Here is a 19,780-nt window from a genome sequence, read left to right on the forward strand (position 1 = left end):
GACCGCGGAGGGGCAGTGCGTCGACCGCGAGGGGCCATGCGCTGACGGCGAGGGGTCGGTGCGCTGATGGCGAGCGGTCGGTGCGCCGACGGCGAGGGCCATGCGCTGATGGCGAGGGGTCGGTGCGCTGACGGCGAGGGGCGGGCGCGACCGCGGAGGGCCAGTGCGCCGACGGCGAGGGCCATGCGCTGATGGCGAGGGCCATGCGCTGACGGCGAAGGGCCAGTGCGCTGACGGCGAAGGGCCAGTGCGCCGACGGCGAGGGGCGGGCGCGACCGCGGAGGGGCAGTGCGTCGACCGCGAGGGGCCATGCGCTGACGGCGAGGGGGCAGTGCGCTGACGGCGAAGGGCGGGCGCCCGTTCGGGCGCCCGCCCTCCTTCGTGCCCGAGGTGTTACGGGGTGACCTTCTCGATGGTCACGTTGCCGGCGCCCGCGACGGTGCCCCGCGCGTTCACCAGTTGCACCTGGCCGAACAGGACGCGGCCCGCCGGCGCGGTGGCCGCGGCGGTGACGGTCGCGGAGACCGACGCCGAGGCGCCCGTGCCCAGCTTCACCGGGGTCGACGCGTCGACGGTGACGGTGCCGAGCGCGGACGACAGGAACGCGTCGACGTAGTCGTACGCCGTCGTGCCGGCCGGGACCGAGTAGCCCGCGACCTCGATGGTGTACGTGCCGGCGGCGGGCGACGGGATGGAGACCGCCTCCTCCGAGTCGCCGTCGGCCTGCTGGGCGACCTGCTTGCCGGCCGCGTCGTAGACCGTCAGGTCCAGGTCGGCGGAGGCGTCGGAGACGTTGCCGATGGAGACGTCGAGCGACTTCGCGCCGGCCGGGACCTCGACCGTGGTGGTCTGGGTCGTGCCGTTCGCGATGGTCGGACGGTCCTTCTTGGACGAGCCGAGCGGGCCGCCGGCCAGCTTGCCGTCGATGGCGGCGAACTTGTTCGTCACCGTCCAGGAGGCGGTGGCCGGGACGCCGACCTTCGCCTCGGGCACGGTCACGTTCTCCGGGGCGAAGGCCGCGCCGTAGACGGTGGCCTCCAGCTTGTACGGGTTGTCGAGCAGCGGCGAGGTGCGGCGCGACTCGACCTCGATCTCCCAGACCCCGGCCTGCGGGTTCTGGTACGAACGGGCGTCGGGGCGGCAGCCGTTGGTGTTCGGGTAGTTGCTGTAGCAGTAGATCGTGGAGCTGTCCTCGACCGCGACGCCGTACGGGTGGACCGAGATGAACCGGGTCTGGCTCTTGTCCTTCAGCCCGCCGATCGCGACCTCGAACGCCTTGGCGCCCTCGGGCACGGTCAGGAAGTAGGACTGGAAGCTGTTGCGCTGCACGGTGTTCGACACGGAGAAGGTGTGGCTCACCGGCTTGGACACGACGACCGTGTCGAGGATCTGCTTGTCGACGCCCTCGGTCTTCGGGTCGTCGACCTCCAGGATGGCGCTGGCGATGCCCGCGGCCTTCGGCCTGGCCTGGATCCGGACCGTCACCGGCTTGTTCAGCGGGAGCGTCACGTCGCCCTTGCCGAGGATCCGGAAGGCGCCGGCCGCGTCGTTCGCGAGGTGCAGCTCGTGGCGGATCGCCTTGTCGGCGCCGGAGGTGCGGGTGATCGTGACGTCGTACGTCTTCTTCTGCCCGGCCTTCAGGCCGCTCTCGCGGTCGTAGATCCCGGTGCCGAAGCCCGGGGTCTTCAGGGCCTGGTCGAGCGCGGTGTCGACCGGGGCCTTGACGGTGTAGTCGTGGGCGGTGGCGCCCTTCCTGATCGACTTCCACGCGTCCACGATGTCGATCGCGCCCGCGCCCTCCTCGTAGGCCTGCAGACCCTTGATGTGGTCCGCGGTCGAGGTGAGCGCCGTGCGCAGGATCGCCGGGGTGAGCGCGACCTTGGCCTGCTTGGCGGCCGAGATCAGCAGCGCCGAGGCGCCCGCGGCCTGCGGGGAGGCCATCGAGGTGCCCTGGAGCATGGAGTAGCCGGCCGGCAGGGCGTAGCCCGACTCGGCGACCGGGGCGCCCGGCAGCCAGGTCTGGGTGGTGTTGATCGCGGCGCCGGGGGCGACCAGGGTCGGGGCGAAGCCGCCGTCCTCACGCGGGCCGCGCGAGGAGAAGGGCAGCAGCGCGTACTTCTTCTCCACCTGGGAGCCGTAGTTGGAGGCCCAGGTCTCCTTGGAGATGGCCGCGCCGACCGAGATCACCTTGTCGGCCAGACCGGGGTCGCCGATGGTGTTCGCGCCGGGGCCCTCGTTGCCCGCGGAGATCACGAGCTGGACGCCGTAGGTGTCGATGAGGCGCGTGTACAGCGCGGCGCGCGCGTTGTTGCCGTCGTTGAGCCCCGGCAGGCCGCCGATCGACATGTTGACGATGTCGACGCCGCGGTTGACGACCAGGTCGATCATGCCCTCGGTGAGGGCGACGTTGGTGCAGCCCGGGCCGAAGACGCAGGCTCGGGAGGAGACGATCTTCGCGCCGGGGGCGGCGCCGTTCATCCGACCGCCGAACAGGCCGTTCGCGGCGGTGATGCCGGCGACGTGGGTGCCGTGCTCGCTGGCGATGAGTCCGATGTTGGCGAAGTCGGCCTTCTTGCCGACCCAGTCGCCGCCGAACGGGTCCATCGGCACGTCCTTGCGGATCTGCACGACGAACGGCTGGCGCTCGGCGACGTCGGTCGACGGGTCGTCGGTGCCGAAGTAGCCGACCTGGTAGCCGTCCTTGTACGGCTTCATCGCGGTGTCGTCGGTGAAGTCGCCGTTGTTGTTCACGTCGACGGTCACCGTGCCGGCCGCCGCGTCGTACAGGACGCCCCACGCGTCGGTGGTGTCGCCGTCGCGGTTCACGTCGCCCTTGGCGTCACCGCCCGCGGTGGCGGACTCCCGGAAGAGGTTGACCTGGTACGAACCGGGCTTCGCCGTCCAGGTGCGGCCGCCGAAGGTGAAGGCGGGCCCGGACACGGAGGTCGTCATCGGGCGCCAGGAGGCGTCGTTGTCGAGGATCGGGTCGGTGGCCGTCACCCAGTCGACGATCTTGCGCTCGCCGGTGGTGGTCTTCTGCAGCGCGGGGTGCGACAGGTCCACGCCGGAGTCGAGGATGCCGATGGTGACGCCGCGGCCGTCCGCCTTCGGGTTCTTCTTCACGAAGTCGACGGCGCCCGTCTCGAAGGACGGGTTGTACGGGTTCTCGGCGGGGGTGTTCCGGTTCGGCGCGGGGTAGGTCTTCGCCTTCCGGGCGGACCCGGCGTCCTTGGCGGCGTCCGCGCTCGGCGCCGGGTCGTCGAGGACGATGTCCTGCCGCAGGTCGATGGCCTGCACCGAGGACAGCTGGGCGGCGGCGGCGATGGCCGCGTCGGCCTTGGCCGTCGGAACGGTGGCGCGGACGTAGCCGAGCTTGTCGTAGGACAGGCCCACCGAGCCGCCCTTGACCGCGTCCAGCTCCTCGGCGACCTGCTCGGTCCGGCCGGGGGCGGTGGCGACCATCAGCGTGACGTTCTTGTCTCCGGCGGCCTTGGCCTCGGCGAGGAGGGCGGCGTCGTCGGAGCCGAGCTTGCGGGGGCCGGACTTGGCGCCCGGGTCGGCGGTCGCCGGGGTCTGCCCGGCGGCGTCGGCGGAGAAGGCCAGGGGTATCGGCCCGGCCGCGGACAGCGCGGCCACCAGGCCCGCGGCCACGGCTATGCGGGCCACGCGTCTGGTGCCCGATATCGGTTCACGCTGGGGGGTGAGGGTCATCGGCATCCCTTGTAGGTAAAGGAACGAGCGACGCGTGATCGAGGCCGTTCCTGCCTGATCACGGCCGTCCGGAACGCGATCCCGGATGACCGCAAAGCTTTACCTAAGGGGCTGTTGTTTGGGGAGAGTTGACCGAATCGATATGGATGTATGGGGAAAACCCTCTACGAGCCCTCTGTGCACCGACTGTGCGCCTCCTGTCCGTGCGCTGACGGCGGCCGGGCGGCGGCCGGGCGGCGGCCGGGTGGCGGCCGGACAGGGGCCGGGCCGGGGCGGTGTCAGGCCTCTTTCGAACGGGCTTGGTGCCGGGAGGTTTTGGCGCGGTTGCCGCAGGTCGCCAACGAGCACCAGCGGCGCGCGCCGTTGCGCGAGGTGTCGAAGAAGTGCAGCGCACAGGCGTCGTGGGCGCAGCCGCGGATCCGGTCGGGCGCGGCGGTGAGCAGTTCCAGGTGGTCACGGGCGGCCAGCCAGGCCGGCCCCCACGCCTCGTCCGCGAACTCGGCCCGCACGCCGGGCCCTTCGGCGGTGAGGGTGGGCCGGATGCGCCCGTGCTCGAGCACGGAGTCGAGGTGCTCCGGCCCCGTGCCGTCCACGGCGGCCGCGATCGCGTCCCGGGCCTCGAGGAGGCGCCGCAGGGTCGCGGCGCCGGCCGCGAACCGCGCGTCCAGCCCGTTCGACGCGAGTCACCAGGCCGGCCCGTCCGCCTCCCGCAGCAGATCCCGCACGGCGCCGTCCCGCGTCCACCGCGTGTTGAGCAGGTCGAGCGCGAGGGGCTCGCCGGTGAGCGGGCGCGGGTCCGGCGGGCGGGACGCGGGGGCGCGGGAAGCCGGGACGTCGGACATGGGGCTCTCCTTCGGTCCAACCCTTCAAGGGTGAGTGACCGGTTGTGGTGTCCGGAAAATCCTCTGCCGGTGACGCGCCGAGCGGCTAACGTCCGCGTATGCGCAAGAGGTTGAGGGTGGCGGCCTACGCCGTCTGCGTCCGTGACGGCCGTGTTCTGCTCGCCCGCTCACCGGTCCCCGGCGGCACGCACGAGTGGGTGCTGCCCGGCGGTGGCATGGAGCACGGGGAGGACCCGCTCGACACGGTCGTGCGCGAACTGGAGGAGGAGACCGGGTACCACGTCGAGGTGACCGGTCTCCTCGGCATCGACTCCTTCCGTCACGCCTTCGGCCGCGAGGGGCTGCGCGGTCCGGTCGACCACCACGGGGTCCGCGTCGTCTACGAGGGCCGGGTCGTCGGCGGCGAGCTGCGCAACGAGGTGAACGGCTCCACCGACCTCGCCGCCTGGCACGACCTGGACGCGGTCGCCGGACTCACCCGGGTGCGCCTGGTCGACGTCGCGCTCGGCCTGTGGCGCGAGCGTCCGGTGGACGGCCGGGCACCGGCGGGCGAACGCTGAGGGGCGGCCGGGGAGACCGCGGCCGCGAAGGTCACGGCGTCGTGGAGCGCGCCCGGATCCGGTGCCCGCGCCCACGGCGCCGGCTGCGCCGCCCTCCGATCGTCGACGCCCGCATGGCCGAACTCGCGGCCCTGCGCGCCGAACTCGCCGATCGCGTCGGGACGGGCTGCCCCCTGCGCGCCGCGGGCGTGTGAGGAGGGGCCGCCGGGTCTGCCCGACGGCCCCTCCCCTCCCCTCCTGGCGCCGCCCCGGTCCCTCGCTACCGGGGCAGCACCACGACATACGCGGCCGGGTCCCGGTCGCCCGAGGCCATCAGCGCCGTGCGGACCACGGCCGCCTGCTGTTCCATCGTGTCCCGCAGCTTCTTGGGCGTGATGTACACGACCGTGATGCCCAGCCGCTCCAAGTGCTCCCGCTTGCGGGCGTACTCGGACCACAGCGCGTCCTCCTCCTGGCGCGGGGCCCGGGTGTCCAGCTCGACCGCCACCGCGTGTTCGGGCCAGTAGGCGTCCAGGCCGCCGAGGTGGGGGCCGCCCGGCAGGCGCAGGTCCACGTTCCACACCGGGTCGGGCAGGCCGTGCTCGCGGACCATCGTGTACAGGCGCTCCTCCGCGACCGCGCGGCCCTCGGCGAGCAGCGAGTCCACGGCGTCCACCACGTGCGGCCGGGTCAGCAGCTTTGCCTCGGTCAACTCCCGCACGACCGCGCTCGGTTCGCAGTGGCCGCCGCGTACGGCCTCCGACAGCAGGCGCCGCACCACCTGCGCGTCCGTCAGCTGGGCGACGGCGTCGGCCAGCGCGCGCGGCACCGGCGCCACCGGAACGCCCGTCGCCTGCTCGGGCGTCGGCGGCGTGGACGTGCGCAGGACGTGCGCGCAGCCGGTCGAGCGCAGCCGGCGCGGCCTCGGCACCAGGACGTCGATGTGCTCCAGCGAGAGCAGCGGGGGAGCGGACGACAGGCCGTGCAGGTTCAGCGCCGCCAGGCCCGTGATCATCGCTTCCCTGTACACCGGCCGGTGCGGCTCCCCGCAGCCCGGCTGGGTCGGCACCCCGCTCGGCGCCGAGGTGTCGCGGCCCGCGTAGGCGAGCACCGCGTGCAGCCGCTCCTCGCTGGTCGGCGGGCCCGGGTGGAGCAGGTACACGCCCGGGAGGATCTGCTGCCAGGGTCCGCCGGGCCGGCACTGCTCGTTCGCCTCGGCGGGCGCGACGCCCCGGACGCGCAGTTGGGCCGCCGTGGCGACGCGGCGCTGGACGTCCGACAGGTCGCGGACGGGGCGGGGGGACGCCGGGGGAACCTGGGGGAGCGGGGTGTTGTGGTTCATGCAACGGGGATTCCGCGTCCGGCGGGCCCCCTAACCGCTGTTACACGCCTGTCGACAAATCCGGACAAGCTCGCCCTAAAGGACGGGTGTTCGGATGCCGAGTAGGCGCCGAAAACCCCTGGTCCCGCTCGGGGGAGCCAGGGGTTACGGGTCCGATTGCCTGAATTCCGTAACGGTGACCGTCCGCGGAATCCATGGCCAGAGGTCAGTCGGTCGGGGCGGTCGCGGAGTCGGCGCCGTACGCCTGTGCCCGCAGCGAGCGCGCCAGGTCGTCCCGCGCCTCCAGCACCAGCCGCCGCAGCGCGGGGGCCGCGGACGCGTGCGCCGCCAGCCAGGCGTCCGTCGCCGCCAGCGTCTGCGGTGAGTCCTGGAGCGCGGGGAACAGTCCCTTGACGACGTTCATCGCGCTCTGGATGGACCGCTCGGCCCAGATCCGCTCGATCGCAGCGAAGTACTTCTGCGCGTACGGGGCGAGCAGCTCCCGCTGCGAGGGCTGGGCGAAGCCCGCGATCGTCGCCTCCGTCAGCGCGTTGGACAGCGTGTCCGACTCCACCAGCTGGGCCCACGCCTGCGCCTTGACGGCCGCCGACGGACGGGCGGCCAGGCAGCGGACCTGATGGCGCTTGCCGGACGCGGTGTCGTCGCGGGCCAGCTCCGCCGCCAGCACCGACTCGTCCGCCGCGCCGTGCGCCGCCAGCGGCTCCAGGAACGCCCAGCGCAGCTCCTGGTCCACCTCCAGGCCGTCGATCCTCGCGGTGCCGTCCAGCAGGCCCCGCAGCAGCTCCAGGTCGGAACCGGACGACGCGACCGAGGCGAAGAAGCGCGCCCAGGCCAACTGGTGGCCGCTGCCCGGCTCGGCCGCCCGCAGGTCGCGCAGGGCGATCCGGGCCAACGCCGCCTCGCCCGCCGGCCGCCAGCCCTGCGGCACGTAGTGCACCAGCGCTGACTCCGCCCAGGCGTGCAGCATCTGCAGGACGCCGATGTCGGACTCGCGGTGCGCGAACCGCGTCACCAGGTCCACGAAGTCGGACGCGGGCAGCAGGGCGTCGCGGGTCAGGTTCCACAGCGCCGACCAGCACAGGGCGCGGGCCAGCGGATCGGTCAGGTCGCCCAGGTGCGCGCGCAGCGTGACCAGCGAGGTCTCGTCGAAACGGATCTTGCAGTAGGTGAGGTCGTCGTCGTTGACCAGCACCAGGTCGGGCGCCTGCGCCCCGGCCAGCTCCGTGATCACCGTGCGCGGGCCGGCCACGTCCACCTCGGCGCGCGCGTAACGCTCGACGCGGTCGCCCGCACGGCGGTACAGGCCGATCGCCACCCGGTGCGGCCGCAGCTCGGGATGCGTCTCGGCCGCCTCCTGGAGCACCGCCAGCTCGTCGATCCGGCCCTGCGGGTCCAGCAGCACCTGCGGGGTCAGCGAGTTCACGCCCGCCGTCTGCAGCCAGGACCGCGACCAGCTCGCCATGTCCCGGCCGCTGGTCTCCCCGAGCACCGCCAGCAGGTCGCCGAGGCGCGTGTTGCCGTACGCGTGCCGCTTGAAGTAGCGGCGGGCGCCCTCCAGGAAGGCGTCCTGGCCGACGTACGCCCCGAGCTGCTTCAGCACGCTGGCGCCCTTGGCGTAGGTGATGCCGTCGAAGTTGAGCTTGGCGTCCTGCAGGTCGCGGATGTTCGCGGTGATCGGATGCGTGGAGGGCAGCTGGTCGGCCCGGTAGGCCCAGGCCTTGCGGCGGTTGGCGAAGGTGATCCAGGCGTCGGAGAAGCGGGTCGCGCCGACGTTCGCGAACGTTCCCATGAAGTCCGCGAAGGACTCCTTCAGCCACAGGTCGTCCCACCACACCATGGTGACCAGGTCGCCGAACCACATGTGCGCCATCTCGTGCAGGATGACGTTGGCCCGCGCCTCGTACGAGGCCCGCGTCACCTTCCCGCGGAAGACGTACTCCTCGCGGAAGGTCACCAGGCCCGGGTTCTCCATCGCGCCGAGGTTGTACTCGGGCACGAACGCCTGGTCGTACTTGCCGAAGGGGTACGGGTAGTCGAAGTGGTCGTGGAAGAAGTCCAGGCCCTGCTTGGTGATCAGGAAGACGTCGTCGGCCTCGAAGTAGGGGGCCAGGCCCTTGCGGCACATCGCGCCGAGCGGGATCTCCAGGGTGGTGCCGTCGGCCAGCTCGCGCGTGTAGGCGTCGGTCACGTAGTGGTAGGGGCCGGCCACGACGCAGGTGATGTAGGTCGAGATCGGCTTGGTCTCCGCGAACCGCCACACCCCGTCCGCGCGCTCGCCCGCGCCGTTGCTCCACACCGTCCACTCCTCTGGCGCGCGCACCTCGAAGCGGAAGGTGGCCTTGAGGTCGGGCTGCTCGAAGTTCGCGAAGACCCGGCGCGCGTCGGCCGGCTCGTACTGCGTGTAGAGGTAGACCTCGCCGTCCTCCGGGTCGACGAAGCGGTGCAGGCCCTCTCCGCTGCGGGAGTAGGCGCAGCGGGCGTCGACGATCAGCTCGTTCTCCGCGGCCAGGTCCTCCAGCAGGATCCGGGAGCCGTCGAAGACCTCGCCGGGGTCGAGGTCGCGGCCGTTGAGCGACACCGACGTCACGCTCGGCGCGATGAGGTCGGCGAAGCTGGACGCGCCGGGCTCGTTGCAGCGGAAGCGGACGGTGGTGACCGACCGGAAGGTGCGCGGCTCCGCCTCCGCCGCCCGGTCGCCCGTCGCCGAGCGGACGTCCAGGGACACGTCGTACCCGTCGACGGACAGCAGGGCGGCCCGCTCCCGGGCCTCGTCGCGGGACAGGTTCTCACCGGGCACGGGCGGTACTCCCTCACTGCGTTGCGCATCGGTGCTGCGGACAGGAGCGATCCTGCCATGCGCCCCTGACACGTGACAGCAGGGAATGCGCGGGACGGCCCGCGGTGTTGCGGGGGAAAGGCTTATCTGCTGAGGACCTCTGAGGAGAGACATGCCGGAGAAGACCCCCGTCGACTTCTGGTTCGACCCGTCGTGCCCCTGGGCCTGGATGACGTCGCGCTGGGTGCTGGAAGTGGAGAAGGTCCGTGACATCGAGGTCCGCTGGCATCTGATGAGCCTCGCCGTCCTCAACGAGGACCGGCTCGCGGAGCTGCCCGAGGAGTACCGGGACTTCCTGGAGAACAAGGCGTGGAGGCCGGTCCGCGTGGTGGCCGCCGCCGGGCAGAAGCACGGCGCGGACGTCCTCGGCCCGCTCTACACCGCCCTCGGCACCCGCATCCACAACAACGGCGAGGGCCCCACCCTGGAGGCCATCGCCGGCGCGCTCGCCGACGCCGGGCTGCCCGCCGACCTGATCGACTACGCCGACCAGGAGGACTTCGAGTTCGACGCGGAGCTGCGCGCCTCGCACAAGGAGGGCATCGAGAAGGTCGGCCAGGACGTCGGCACGCCCGTCATCGCCGTGCCCGGCCCGGACGGCGAGCAGATCGCGTTCTTCGGCCCGGTCGTCACCCCGGCCCCCAAGGGCGAGGAGGCCGCCCGCCTGTGGGACGGCACCGTCGCCGTCGCCTCGGTCCCCGGCTTCTACGAGATCAAGCGCAGCCGCACGAAGGGCCCGGACTTCAGCAACCTGTGACCGCCCCGGTCCGCCGCGGCCGCCGTTGACGGCCCGCCGCCGGGAGAGCCCCCGTGAGTCACGTCCTCACGGGGGCTTCCTTCTTTCCGCCCGCCGGCGTGAAGGTGAGAAGACGATCACGAGGCGGGACGCTTCCCGCACCCGGAAGGCGTGCGGCTTATTGCAAGTTACTTGCAAGTGCGTGCCCACGACAAGTAGCCCCGCGGGTCTTCCCGCGAGAGCCGGGCGAAAACAGGTCAGCCGGCGGCGCGCCGCCGCTGCCGGACGAGGCCGACGACGGCCAGGAACGCCGTCATCGCGCCCGAACCGTACAGCTGCACGCGCGTCCCCGGCTCCCGCGCCATCAGGACCAGGATCGCGGCCATGCCCGCCAGCGCCCCCCACGTCAGCACCGGGAACGCCCACATCCGCACGATCAGCCGCTCCGGCGCCTCGCGCTCCAGCCGGCCGCGCAGCCGCAGCTGCGAGAGCGCGATGAAGATCCACACCACCAGGATCACCGCGCCGATCATGTTCAGCAGCCAGGGGAAGACGTCGTCCGGCCGCCAGTGGCTCAGCGCCACGCAGCCGAAGCCGAAGACGCACGAGGCGAGGACCGCGACCCGCGGCGCGCCGCCCGACACCCGGCCCAGCGCCTTCGGCCCCTGCCCCCGCGCCACCAGCGAGTGCGCGATCCGCGACGCGCCGTAGACGTTCGCGTTCATCGCGCTGAGCAGCGCGGCCAGCACGACCGCGTTCATGATCTGGGCGGCGGCGGGGATGCCGAGACGGCCGAGCGCGGCCACGTAGGGGCCCTTCTCGACGACCGCCGCGGAGTCCCAGGGCACGAGGGTCACGATGACCGCCATCGATCCCACGTAGAACACCGCGATGCGCCACATCGCCGTGCGGACCGCGCTCGCCACACCCCTGACCGGGTCCTCCGACTCGGCGGCGGCGATCGTGACCGTCTCCAGACCGCCGTACGCGAAGACCGAGGCGAGCAGCCCGACGACCAGGCCCTCCCCGCCGTGCGGGAACACCTCGCCCAGGTTCGACGCCCCCGGCGAGCGCGTGCCCGGCAGCACCCCCGCGACGGCGAGCACGCCCAGCGTCAGGAAGAGGGTGATCGCGCCGACCTTCAGGGCGGCGAACCAGAACTCGAACTCGCCGAAGTTCTTCACGGCGGCCAGATTGGTCCCGCAGAACACGAGCATGAACAGCGCCGTCCAGGCCCACTCCGGCGTGCCCGGCAGCCAGCCCGTGACGATCTTCGCGGCGCCGATGCCCTCCAGGCCGACGGCCGTGCACAGCAGCACCCAGAAGGCCCAGCCCACGGTGAAGCCCGCCCAGGGCCCGAACGCCCGCTCGGCGTGCGCCGAGAACGAGCCCGACGAGGGATGCGCGGCGGACATCTCGCCCAGCATCCGCATCACGAGCATCACGAGAAGACCGGAGAGCGCATAGGCAAGGACGATGGACGGTCCGGCGGCGGCGATGCCCGCCCCCGAACCGACGAAGAGACCCGCGCCGATGACGCCGCCGAGGGCGATCATCGACAGATGGCGCTGCTTGAGACCGTGGGAGAGGGCGGCGTCCGACTCCTGCGGAGTCCTGACGGTGGTGCTGGGCATGGGCGCGGCTCGTCCAATGCGTGAGATGGCCGAAAACGCCCATAGTGTGGGCAGCCCCTCCGCGCGCACGGAGGGGCTGCCCACCATCCGGACGGACCGGACGCGCAGCGTGGTTACGCCGCCACGGAGGTGTAGTGCGCCGCGTCCCCCTCGATCGAGTAGCTCTCCTTGCCCTCGATGCCGACCGGGATGTCGCCGGCGGCGGTCACCCGGTGCAGCCGACGCGGCAGCTTGTCGTAGTTGTCGACGGCGTAGTGCTGGGTGATGCGGTTGTCGAACAGCACCAGCTGGTTCTCCGACCAGCGGTGGCGCAGGATGTTCTCCGGCCGGGTCACGTACGACTGCAGCAGATCGAGGATCTTGCGGGACTCGCCCACCGACAGGCCCACGATCCGCTGCGCGAACCCGCCGATGAACAGGCCGCGTTCCCCGGTCAGCGGATGGACGCGGACGACGGGGTGCACGGTGCGGTACTTGACGGACGTGAACCGGGCGCGCTGGGCGGCCTGCTGCTCGTCGATCTCCTCGGTGGGCACCGCGTAGTCGTAGTCGTTGGTGTGCTCGGCCCACAGGGTGTCGGCCAGCGACCGCAGGGGCTCGGGCAGTTGACGGTAGGCCGCTGCCGAGTCGGCGATCAGCGTCTCGCCGCCGTACGGCGGGATCGTGATGCTGCGCAGGGTGCTGGCCTGCGGCGGGTTGAGGACGAACGTCACGTCGGTGTGCCAGTGGTTGGCGCTGCCCTGCTCGCTGTCGACGGGCAGCACGTTCGGAGCCCCGTCGACGGCCGCCACGGTCGGATGGGCGGTGGTGATGTCGCCGAAGTGGCGGACGAAGGCCTGCTGGCTCTCGTCGTCGAGGCGCACGTCGTCGAAGACCAGGGCCTTGTGGACGTTGAGCGCCTCGCGCAGGGCGGCGGAGGTCTCCTCGTCGAGGGGCCGGGAGATGTCGACACCGCTGACCTGGGCGCCGATGTGCGCGGTGACCTTGCGGATGTGGAGGGACATGCTGGGGTCCTTTCAGACGGCGGCGAGTGCGGGGCTGACGTACTGGTTGGCGGGGCGCGGAAGTCCGTACCTCTCGCGCAGGGTCGTGCGCGGCCCGTACTCGGCGGGCAGCAGGCGGCGGGCGCGCAGCAGCGGAACGACGTGGTCGACGAAGGCGTCGAGACCGGACGGCAGGACCGCGGGCATGATGTTGAAGCCGTCGGCGGCGCCCTGGGTGAACCAGCTTTCGATCGCGTCGGCGACCTGCTCGGGCGTGCCGGCGAAGGTGAGGTGCCCGCGCCCGCCGCCGAGCCGTCCGATCAGCTGCCGCACCGTGAGGCGTTCCCGCCGGGCCAGCTCCACGATGAGGGTGTAGCGGCTCTTGGCGCCCTCGATGGCGTCCTCGGGCGGCAGGTCGGCGGGCAGCTCGGCGTCCAGCTCCAGGGTGCCCGGCTCCCGTTGGAGCAGCTGCTCCAGGCGCCGCACCCCGTGCGTGTGGACGATGTGGTCCTCCAGGACGCGCTCCTCGGCCCGCGCCTCCGCCTCCGTCGAGCCGATCACCGGCACGATGCCGGGCAGCACCTTGAGGTGATCGGGGTCGCGGCCGGCCGCCGCGGTGCGCGCCTTCAGGTCCGCGTAGAACGCCTGCGCGTCGGCGAGCGTCTGCTGCGCGGTGAACACCGCCTCCGCGTACCGGGCCGCGAACGCCTTGCCGTCCTCGCTCGACCCCGCCTGCACCAGCAGCGGGTAACCCTGCGGCGAGCGCGGGACGTTGAGGGCGCCCTCGACGCTGAAGTACGCCCCCCGGTGCCGGGCCGGATGGATCTTGTCGTCGTCGCCCCAGACGCCGGCCGCCTTGTCGGCGACGATGGCGTCGTCCTCCCAGCTGTCCCAGAGCTTGAGGGCCACGTCGAGGAACTCGGCGGCACGGGCGTACCGCTCGGCGTGCGCGGGCTCGGCGTCGAGGCCGAAGTTGCGCGCGGCCTCCGCGCCCGCCGTGGTGACGATGTTCCAGCCCGCCCGGCCGCCGCTGATGATGTCCAGCGAGGCGAACTTGCGGGCCAGGTTGTAGGGGGAGTTGTAGGACGTGGACGCGGTGGCGATGAGACCGATCCGCTCGGTGGCCGTCGCCAGCGCGGTGAGCAGCGTGAGCGGTTCCAGCGCGCCGGCCGGCCGCTGGGCGATGTCGCCCCACAGTTGCGGGCCGTCGGCGAGGAACAGCGAGTCGAAGGTGCCGCGCTCCGCGGTCCGGGCCAGCCGGACGTAGTGGTCCAACTCCACATGGGCGTACGGATCGCTCTCGGGCAACCGCCACGAGGCCTCGTGGTGGCCGGTGTTCATGAGGAAGGCGTTGAGATGAAGCTGGCGGGGCATGGGGTGTCCTTCTGGCAGTCAGGGGAAGGGTGCGCACGAAGGCCCGTCCGGCGTTCGAGGAGGCGGCGCCTTCGGGTCCGGAGCGGAGGTCGTCCGCAGCGAGGGTCCGGGGGCCGCGGCCCCCCGCACGCGGCGAACCGAACGGCGGGCGCGGTGGGGGACGGCGGCCGGTCAGGGCCGACGGCGGTCGGCCGGGGTCGGGGCAGGGGCAGGAGCGGGTCGAGGACGGCGCCGGGTCAGGGCCGACGGCGGTCAGCCGCCGACGTCCGATGTCACGCCCAGCGCCGCCAGCAGCCGCTCGCGGTACTCGCCGAGCAGCGGATCCCGGTACGAGCGCGGGTGCGGCCGCTCGATGGTCAGGTCGACGCCGATGCGCCCGTGATCGAGGACGAGCACCCGGTCGGCGAGCACGATGGCCTCGTCCACGTCGTGCGTGACGAGCAGTACGGAGGGCTTGTGGGCCTCCCACAACACCCGCAGCAGGCCGTGCATCTTGATCCGGGTGAGGGCGTCCAGCGCCCCGAACGGTTCGTCGGCCAGCAGCAGTTCGGGCTCGCGGACCAGCGAGCGGGCCAGGGCGGCGCGCTGCGCCTCACCGCCGGACAGCTCGTTGGGCCAGGCCCGCTCGCGGCCCCGCAACCCGACCTCGGCGAGCGCCTCGCGCCCCTTGCGGTCGGCTTCCTTGCCGTCGAGGCCCAGCAGGACGTTGTCCAGCACCCGTCGCCAGGGCAGCAGCCGGGAGTCCTGGAAGACCACGGACACCCGCTCCGGAGCCGTCAGCTCCCCGCTCCCGGTGACCTCGTGGTCCAGACCCGCGACCGCCCGCAGCAGGGTGCTCTTGCCGGACCCGCTGTGCCCGAGCAGGGCGACGAACTGTCCGGCGGGGATGTCCAGGTCGACGCCGTCGAGGACCGTGCGTCCGTCGAAGGACCGGGTCAGGCCGCGCAGCCGGACGGCGGACCGGGTCAGTTGCTCAGTGTGCGGCGCCATGACAGCACCCTCCGTTCGATGAGACGGACCGCGCTGTCGGAGATCAGACCGAAGACGCCGTAGATGAGGAGGCCGACCAGGATGACGTCCGACTGGCCGTAGTTCTGGGCCTGGAACATCAGGTAGCCGAGCCCGCTGGTGGCGTTGATCTGCTCCAGCACGACCAGGCCGAGCCACGACCCGGTGACGCCGAGCCGGAGTCCCACGAAGAATCCGGGCAGCGCTCCGGGAATCACGATCTGCCGGATGAACTGGACCTTCGACAGGCCCTGCACCTCGGCGAGCTCGACGAAGCGATGGTCGATGCCGGACAGCGCGGCGTGCGTGTTCAGGTAGATCGGGATGTAGACGACGATGGCGATGATCGCGATCTTGAAAGTCTCGCCGATGCCCAGCCAGAGGATGAACAGCGGGATCAGACCCAGGGTCGGGATCGCCCGGTTGAGCTGCACCGTCCCGTCGATCAACGCCTCGCCGGTCCTGGTCAGGCCCGAGGCCAGGGCGAGCGTCACGCCGGCGGCGAGACCGATCGCGAAGCCGTATCCGGCGCGTTCGAGCGAGGTGAGGACGTCGGTGGTCAGCGTCCCGTCCGTCCACAGGTGGACGCCGGTCCGCAGCACCGTCCACGGCGCGGGGATCGCCCCGGTGTCCAGCCGGCCGGCGGCCGAGGCGGCGGCCCACAGGACGATCAGGAGCAGCGGTCCGGCGAGCCGGGAGGCCGGCCACGGCTTGCCCGGCGCCAGTCCGCGCCGTCGGCGGCGCCGGACCCGGGCCCCGTCGCCGGCTCCCGCGGCGACGGCGGGAGCCGTGATCACGGCCGTGTCCGTCCCGGTGTCCGCGCTGCGGTCCGGGCTCGTCCCCGGGCCGGTGCCCGTGCCGGTGCCCGTGCCGGTGCCCGTGCCGGTGTCGGTGTCGGTGGCGGTGTCTGCTGCCGGGCCGGTGCCCCTGGTGGTGCTCGCGCTGGTGGTCATGGCGGTCAACTCCGGTACTCGGCTGCCACGGACTTGGCGGCGATGCCCTCGAAGCGGTGGTCGAACAGCGAGGCGACGTCGAACTTCTTCACGAAGCCGCCCTCCGCGAGAAGGTCCGCGGTCTCCTGCTCCCACTTGATGGCCTCGTCCCAACTCGGCGGGAACAGCGGCTTGTTGGCGAGTGCGGTGATCGACTTGGCCTGGTCGAGGGTCAGGTTCTGCGTCTTGACGTAGAACTCCTCGTTCCAGACGTCCGGGTGCTCGTAGCTCCACACCAGGCCCTGCGCCCACTGCGGGATGAACGCGGCGACGGCGGCCGCCTTCGCCTCGTCGTTCAGCACGGACACCGGCGCCCACAGCAGGCTGAGCAGGTCGACGACGTCGGTGGTGATGACGTGGGCGCCCTTGGACTCGTACTGCTTGAGGTAGGCGGGCGACTGGTTGTTCGCGAGCGGCGCGATGTCCACCTGGCCCGACTGCAGGGCGGTGAGGAACTGGTTGCTGGTCAGCGGGACGAGCTTCACGTCGTCGTACTTCAGGCCGGCCTTCTTCAGCGCCCGCAGCAGGACGACTCCCTGTGCCTGGCCCTGGGAGAAGGCCAGCCTCTTCCCGCGGAAGTCGTCGACGCTCCGGATGTCGCTGCCCGGCTTGGTGGCGAAGACGTAGTTGGGCTTGCGCGTGATGTCGATCGCGACGATCTTCGCGTCGAAGCCCTGGTAATGCGCCTGGATCGGTGGAATGCCCGCGTTGTTGGCCAGGTCCAGGGACTTTGCGCGGAACGCGTTGATGACATCGGGACCGGCCCCGATGTTCAGCCAGTCCGACACCTCGAAGGGCAGCTCGGGCAGTTTCGCCAGCTTGATCTGCAACTCCTGCTGACCCTGGAAGGAGGCGATCTTCAAGCTCGTGCCGGCGGGCACCTTGTCGGCGAGCGGGGCCGTCGAAGCGCCCTTGCCGCTGGTGGCGGCGCCGCTCTCCGCGCAACCGCTGAGCCCGGCGACCCCGGCGGCGGCACCGAGCAGGGAGGTGAGGAAGAGGCGCCGGTCGACACCGGACGTACGGGAAACGGGCATGGGAGGACCCCCAGAGAAACGGAGAAAGCCTGGCAGCGGCAGCGTCGGACGCGATGACAGGAAGGGCAGGACGGTGCAGGGCACGTGTGCGCGCGAAAGGGCGCTACAGGATGTGCGGCAAGCCCGGCCGGGGAAATTCACCGGACGAGAGAATTCACCCGGGCGAAGACGAAGAGAAGGGCGCGCTCCCGGCGCGCCGGGGCGTCAGCAACAGAAGGTGCGACAGCTCATGGGAAAGATGTTCCTGTTCGGGTGTGTGGCCTGTCAACATTCGGAGTTTCTGAATTAACTCGGCTGAGGTGGGACGCCCGGGGACGAGGCCAGCGGATCCCGGTAGAGCATGTCCAGCGCCACCGCACCGCCCGCCACGGCCAGCACCGAGTCGGGGAAACTGCTCGGCGAGACGGCGGCGGCGCGCTCGGCTCCCACCTCCTCGCGCAGCGCGGCGAGGCAGTCCTCCCGGAACAGCACCCCCACCTCCGTCACGACGACACGCTCCGGATTGAGCACGTCCAGCAGCAGGCCGGCCGCCCGTCCCACCATCCGCGCCCGCTCCCGCAACAGCCGTGCCGCCACCGCGTTCCCGGCCTGCGCGGCGGCCACCACATGCATCGGGTTCACCCCGTCGATCACCCCCGCCTCCCGGGCCCGCCGGCACAGCGTGCGCTCGCTCAACTCCACCTGCAGGCAGCCGACCCGGCCGCAGTCGCAGGGCTGCGTGCCGCCGGCCAACGGCAGATGCGCGATCGAGCCCGCCTGGGACCGCGGCCCGTGATGCACCTCGTCATGGGTGGCGAACGCCGCGTCGACCACGTTCCCGACGAACAGATGCAGCACACTGCGGCTGCCGCGGGCCCGCCCGAACAACCGCTCCGCGTTGACCAACGCCCGCGCGTGCCCGTCCACATGGACCGCCAGCCCGGTGCGCGCGCCCACCGCATCGCGCACCGGCACGTCCCGCCACTCCAACATCGGATGCTCGACGACGGTGCCCGAGTCCCGGTCCACCCAGCCGCCCACGGCGACGCCCACCGCCAGGGGGCGGCAGCCGGGGGCCTCGCCCAGCAGCGCGTCCAGCCCGTCGGCGGCCCGCGCCAGCACCTCGGACGGTTCGCGACCGCGATGCCTCAACTCCCGCCGCGCCACCACCCGTCCGCGCAGATCCAGCAGCGAGACGGTCGTGTACGGCACCGCCACGTGCACGCCGCCCACCACGAACCGCGAGTCGTCGAGGTCCACGGGGACGTGCGGGCGGCCCACCCCGTTGCTGCGCCGGGGGGCGGCCGCCTCCCGGATCAGCCCGAGCCGGGTCAGCCGGGCGCAGTGGTCGGTGACGGAGGCCGGGGACAGCCCCGTCAGCCGGGCGATGGTGGAGCGCGCGACCGGTCCGTGCTCCAGCACGGACCGCAGGATCACGCTCGCGCTGGTGCGCCGGCGGTCGCTGTCGGCGACCCGGGTGAGGGGAGAGGGCGGGGCGGGGGGAGCCGCGGTACGGGGCATGGGGAACTTCCTCGGAAGTCAGGAGCCGGTCCGACACTGCGCCGTCTGTGGAGCGCGGCGCGCCGGATGATCGGCCCCGCCCGCCTCACACCGGAGGGCGACAGGCGGCAGTGCCCACCCGTCGCAGGTCGACATGGCGACGCGACGAGAAGTTCAGAGCCTGGGCCTGGGCAACCATGGCTCGAAGCTAGCAGCGAGGGGCCGTCCTGCCCAGACGGCGACCGACGGGCGAGACGGCCGCTGCTCGATTGGCGGAACCCTACAGAGACCGCTCACGACGCCCGCGTAGCCCGCACCACTTCACCTCAGTGACCGGCGTCACGCCGTACCGGGTGTAGTCCCCGTCTTTTGTCCGGAGCCCACCAAGTCCCTGATCGTCCGTTTGTCGATCGCTGACGGTGATCGCCCGCACCCCCCTGGGATAGCGTCACCGTGTCCCGATCCGTACGACCCTCGCGGAGTCCCCATGAGCACCGCCGCCACCCCCGCCAGCCCCGGACAGGTCCTCGCCGACCTGCTCCCCTCCGCCACGCTGCGCGCGGGCGGCGCCTCCACCCTCGTCCGGGACGTCGCGCTCGTGCTCGGCGGCGCCGCGCTCACCGGCCTCGCCGCCCAGCTCGCGGTCCCGGTCCCCGGCACCCCGGTCCCGGTGACGGGCCAGACCTTCGCCGCGCTGCTCGTCGGCACGACCCTCGGCGCCCGCCGCGGCGCCTCCTCGCTCACCGTGTACGCGCTGGCCGGACTCGCCGGTGTGCCGTGGTTCGCCGAGGGCGCCTCGGGCGTCGGCGTCTCGTTCGGCTACATCCTCGGCATGATCCTCGCGACCGCCGTCGTGGGCGCCCTGGCCCGCCGTGGCGCCGACCGCTCCGTGCTGCGCATGGCGGGCACGATGCTGCTGGGCGAGGCGGTCATCTACGCGGTCGGCGTCCCGTACCTGGCCTACGCGGCCGACCTCTCCGCCTCCGCCGCCGTCGCGGCCGGCCTCACCCCGTTCCTCGTCGGTGACGCCCTCAAGGCGGTTCTGGCGATGGGCCTGCTGCCCACGGCGTGGAAGCTCGTCAAGCGGTGACCGTGCGGCGCGAACCGCTCCGCCCGCTCCGCTGACGGTCGGCGGCGACGGAAACGGAACAGGAGGCGGGGGGCCCCGGCGGTTGGGGGGGGTGGCCCGCCCCCGCGGCGCCGCCGCGCCGGCGCCCGCGCGGCCCGCGGGGGGGGGGCCGCGCGGGGGGGCGGGGGGGCGCCCGCCCCC

At 72.4% G+C, this 19,780-nt stretch carries 15 protein-coding genes and 1 pseudogene; 4 read left to right on the top strand and 12 right to left on the bottom strand.

The window, feature by feature from the left end; all coding sequences use genetic code 11:
• Window positions 1-393: 393 nt before the first annotated feature.
• Window positions 394-3,711 (bottom strand): S8 family serine peptidase, encoded by a 3,318-nt coding sequence (locus tag ACFVYK_RS03135; protein ID WP_389767876.1) that lies wholly within the window; start codon window positions 3,709-3,711, stop codon window positions 394-396.
• 278 nt (window positions 3,712-3,989) lie between these two features.
• Window positions 3,990-4,553: pseudogene (locus ACFVYK_RS03140) on the bottom strand (CGNR zinc finger domain-containing protein).
• 98 nt (window positions 4,554-4,651) lie between these two features.
• On the opposite strand from ACFVYK_RS03140, the gene ACFVYK_RS03145 reads away from it, so the two are divergent.
• Both ACFVYK_RS03145 and ACFVYK_RS03150 read left to right on the top strand, forming a co-directional pair.
• On the top strand, window positions 4,652-5,113 hold the full coding sequence (locus ACFVYK_RS03145; protein WP_389767878.1) for an NUDIX hydrolase: 462 nt from the start codon (window positions 4,652-4,654) through the stop codon (window positions 5,111-5,113).
• 41 nt (window positions 5,114-5,154) lie between these two features.
• Complete coding sequence (locus ACFVYK_RS03150; RefSeq protein WP_389767880.1) at window positions 5,155-5,307, top strand: hypothetical protein; 153 nt, start codon at window positions 5,155-5,157, stop codon at window positions 5,305-5,307.
• A gap of 65 nt (window positions 5,308-5,372) precedes the next feature.
• Here the strand turns inward: ACFVYK_RS03150 and ACFVYK_RS03155 are convergent, their stop codons facing one another.
• Both ACFVYK_RS03155 and pepN read right to left on the bottom strand, forming a co-directional pair.
• A complete protein-coding gene (locus ACFVYK_RS03155; protein WP_389767882.1) occupies window positions 5,373-6,434 on the bottom strand; it encodes a hypothetical protein in 1,062 nt (353 codons plus the stop codon).
• A gap of 205 nt (window positions 6,435-6,639) precedes the next feature.
• A complete protein-coding gene (gene pepN, locus ACFVYK_RS03160) occupies window positions 6,640-9,231 on the bottom strand; it encodes an aminopeptidase N (protein ID WP_389767884.1) in 2,592 nt (863 codons plus the stop codon).
• Between the two features lie 151 nt (window positions 9,232-9,382).
• Between pepN and ACFVYK_RS03165 the strand changes: the two genes are divergently transcribed.
• Window positions 9,383-10,027 (top strand): DsbA family protein, encoded by a 645-nt coding sequence (locus ACFVYK_RS03165; protein ID WP_389767886.1) that lies wholly within the window; start codon window positions 9,383-9,385, stop codon window positions 10,025-10,027.
• A 236-nt stretch (window positions 10,028-10,263) separates the two neighbouring features.
• Here the strand turns inward: ACFVYK_RS03165 and ACFVYK_RS03170 are convergent, their stop codons facing one another.
• The 8 genes from ACFVYK_RS03170 to ACFVYK_RS03205 all read right to left on the bottom strand — a co-directional run bounded on the left by ACFVYK_RS03170 (window position 10,264) and on the right by ACFVYK_RS03205 (window position 18,709).
• Window positions 10,264-11,640, bottom strand: a complete 1,377-nt coding sequence (locus ACFVYK_RS03170; RefSeq protein WP_389767888.1) for an amino acid permease — start codon at window positions 11,638-11,640, stop codon at window positions 10,264-10,266.
• 113 nt (window positions 11,641-11,753) lie between these two features.
• Window positions 11,754-12,644, bottom strand: a complete 891-nt coding sequence (locus ACFVYK_RS03175; protein WP_389767890.1) for a TauD/TfdA dioxygenase family protein — start codon at window positions 12,642-12,644, stop codon at window positions 11,754-11,756.
• Window positions 12,645-12,656: 12 nt separating this feature from the next.
• Window positions 12,657-13,997, bottom strand: coding sequence for an LLM class flavin-dependent oxidoreductase (locus tag ACFVYK_RS03180; protein ID WP_389767892.1), 1,341 nt, complete (start codon window positions 13,995-13,997; stop codon window positions 12,657-12,659).
• 252 nt (window positions 13,998-14,249) lie between these two features.
• Window positions 14,250-14,987: an ABC transporter ATP-binding protein gene (locus tag ACFVYK_RS03185; RefSeq protein ID WP_389767894.1), complete on the bottom strand. Its 738-nt coding sequence runs from the start codon at window positions 14,985-14,987 to the stop codon at window positions 14,250-14,252.
• Window positions 14,963-15,958 (bottom strand): ABC transporter permease, encoded by a 996-nt coding sequence (locus tag ACFVYK_RS03190; protein WP_389767896.1) that lies wholly within the window; start codon window positions 15,956-15,958, stop codon window positions 14,963-14,965. The genes ACFVYK_RS03185 and ACFVYK_RS03190 overlap by 25 nt, the downstream gene beginning before the upstream one ends.
• A 5-nt stretch (window positions 15,959-15,963) precedes the next feature.
• A complete protein-coding gene (locus tag ACFVYK_RS03195; protein ID WP_389767897.1) occupies window positions 15,964-17,031 on the bottom strand; it encodes an ABC transporter substrate-binding protein in 1,068 nt (355 codons plus the stop codon).
• Window positions 17,032-17,316: 285 nt separating this feature from the next.
• Complete coding sequence (locus tag ACFVYK_RS03200) at window positions 17,317-18,531, bottom strand: ROK family protein (RefSeq protein WP_389767899.1); 1,215 nt, start codon at window positions 18,529-18,531, stop codon at window positions 17,317-17,319.
• 85 nt (window positions 18,532-18,616) lie between these two features.
• Window positions 18,617-18,709, bottom strand: coding sequence for a putative leader peptide (locus tag ACFVYK_RS03205; RefSeq protein WP_370745933.1), 93 nt, complete (start codon window positions 18,707-18,709; stop codon window positions 18,617-18,619).
• A 288-nt stretch (window positions 18,710-18,997) separates the two neighbouring features.
• Here ACFVYK_RS03205 and ACFVYK_RS03210 point away from each other — a divergent pair, with 288 nt between their 5' ends.
• Entirely contained in the window at window positions 18,998-19,600 is a 603-nt protein-coding gene (locus tag ACFVYK_RS03210; RefSeq protein ID WP_389767901.1) for a biotin transporter BioY, read from the top strand.
• Window positions 19,601-19,780 lie beyond the last annotated feature (180 nt).

It is taken from the genome of Streptomyces sp. NPDC058291 (assembly GCF_042880855.1).
In the GTDB taxonomy this organism is placed as follows: Bacteria; Actinomycetota; Actinomycetes; order Streptomycetales; family Streptomycetaceae; genus Streptomyces.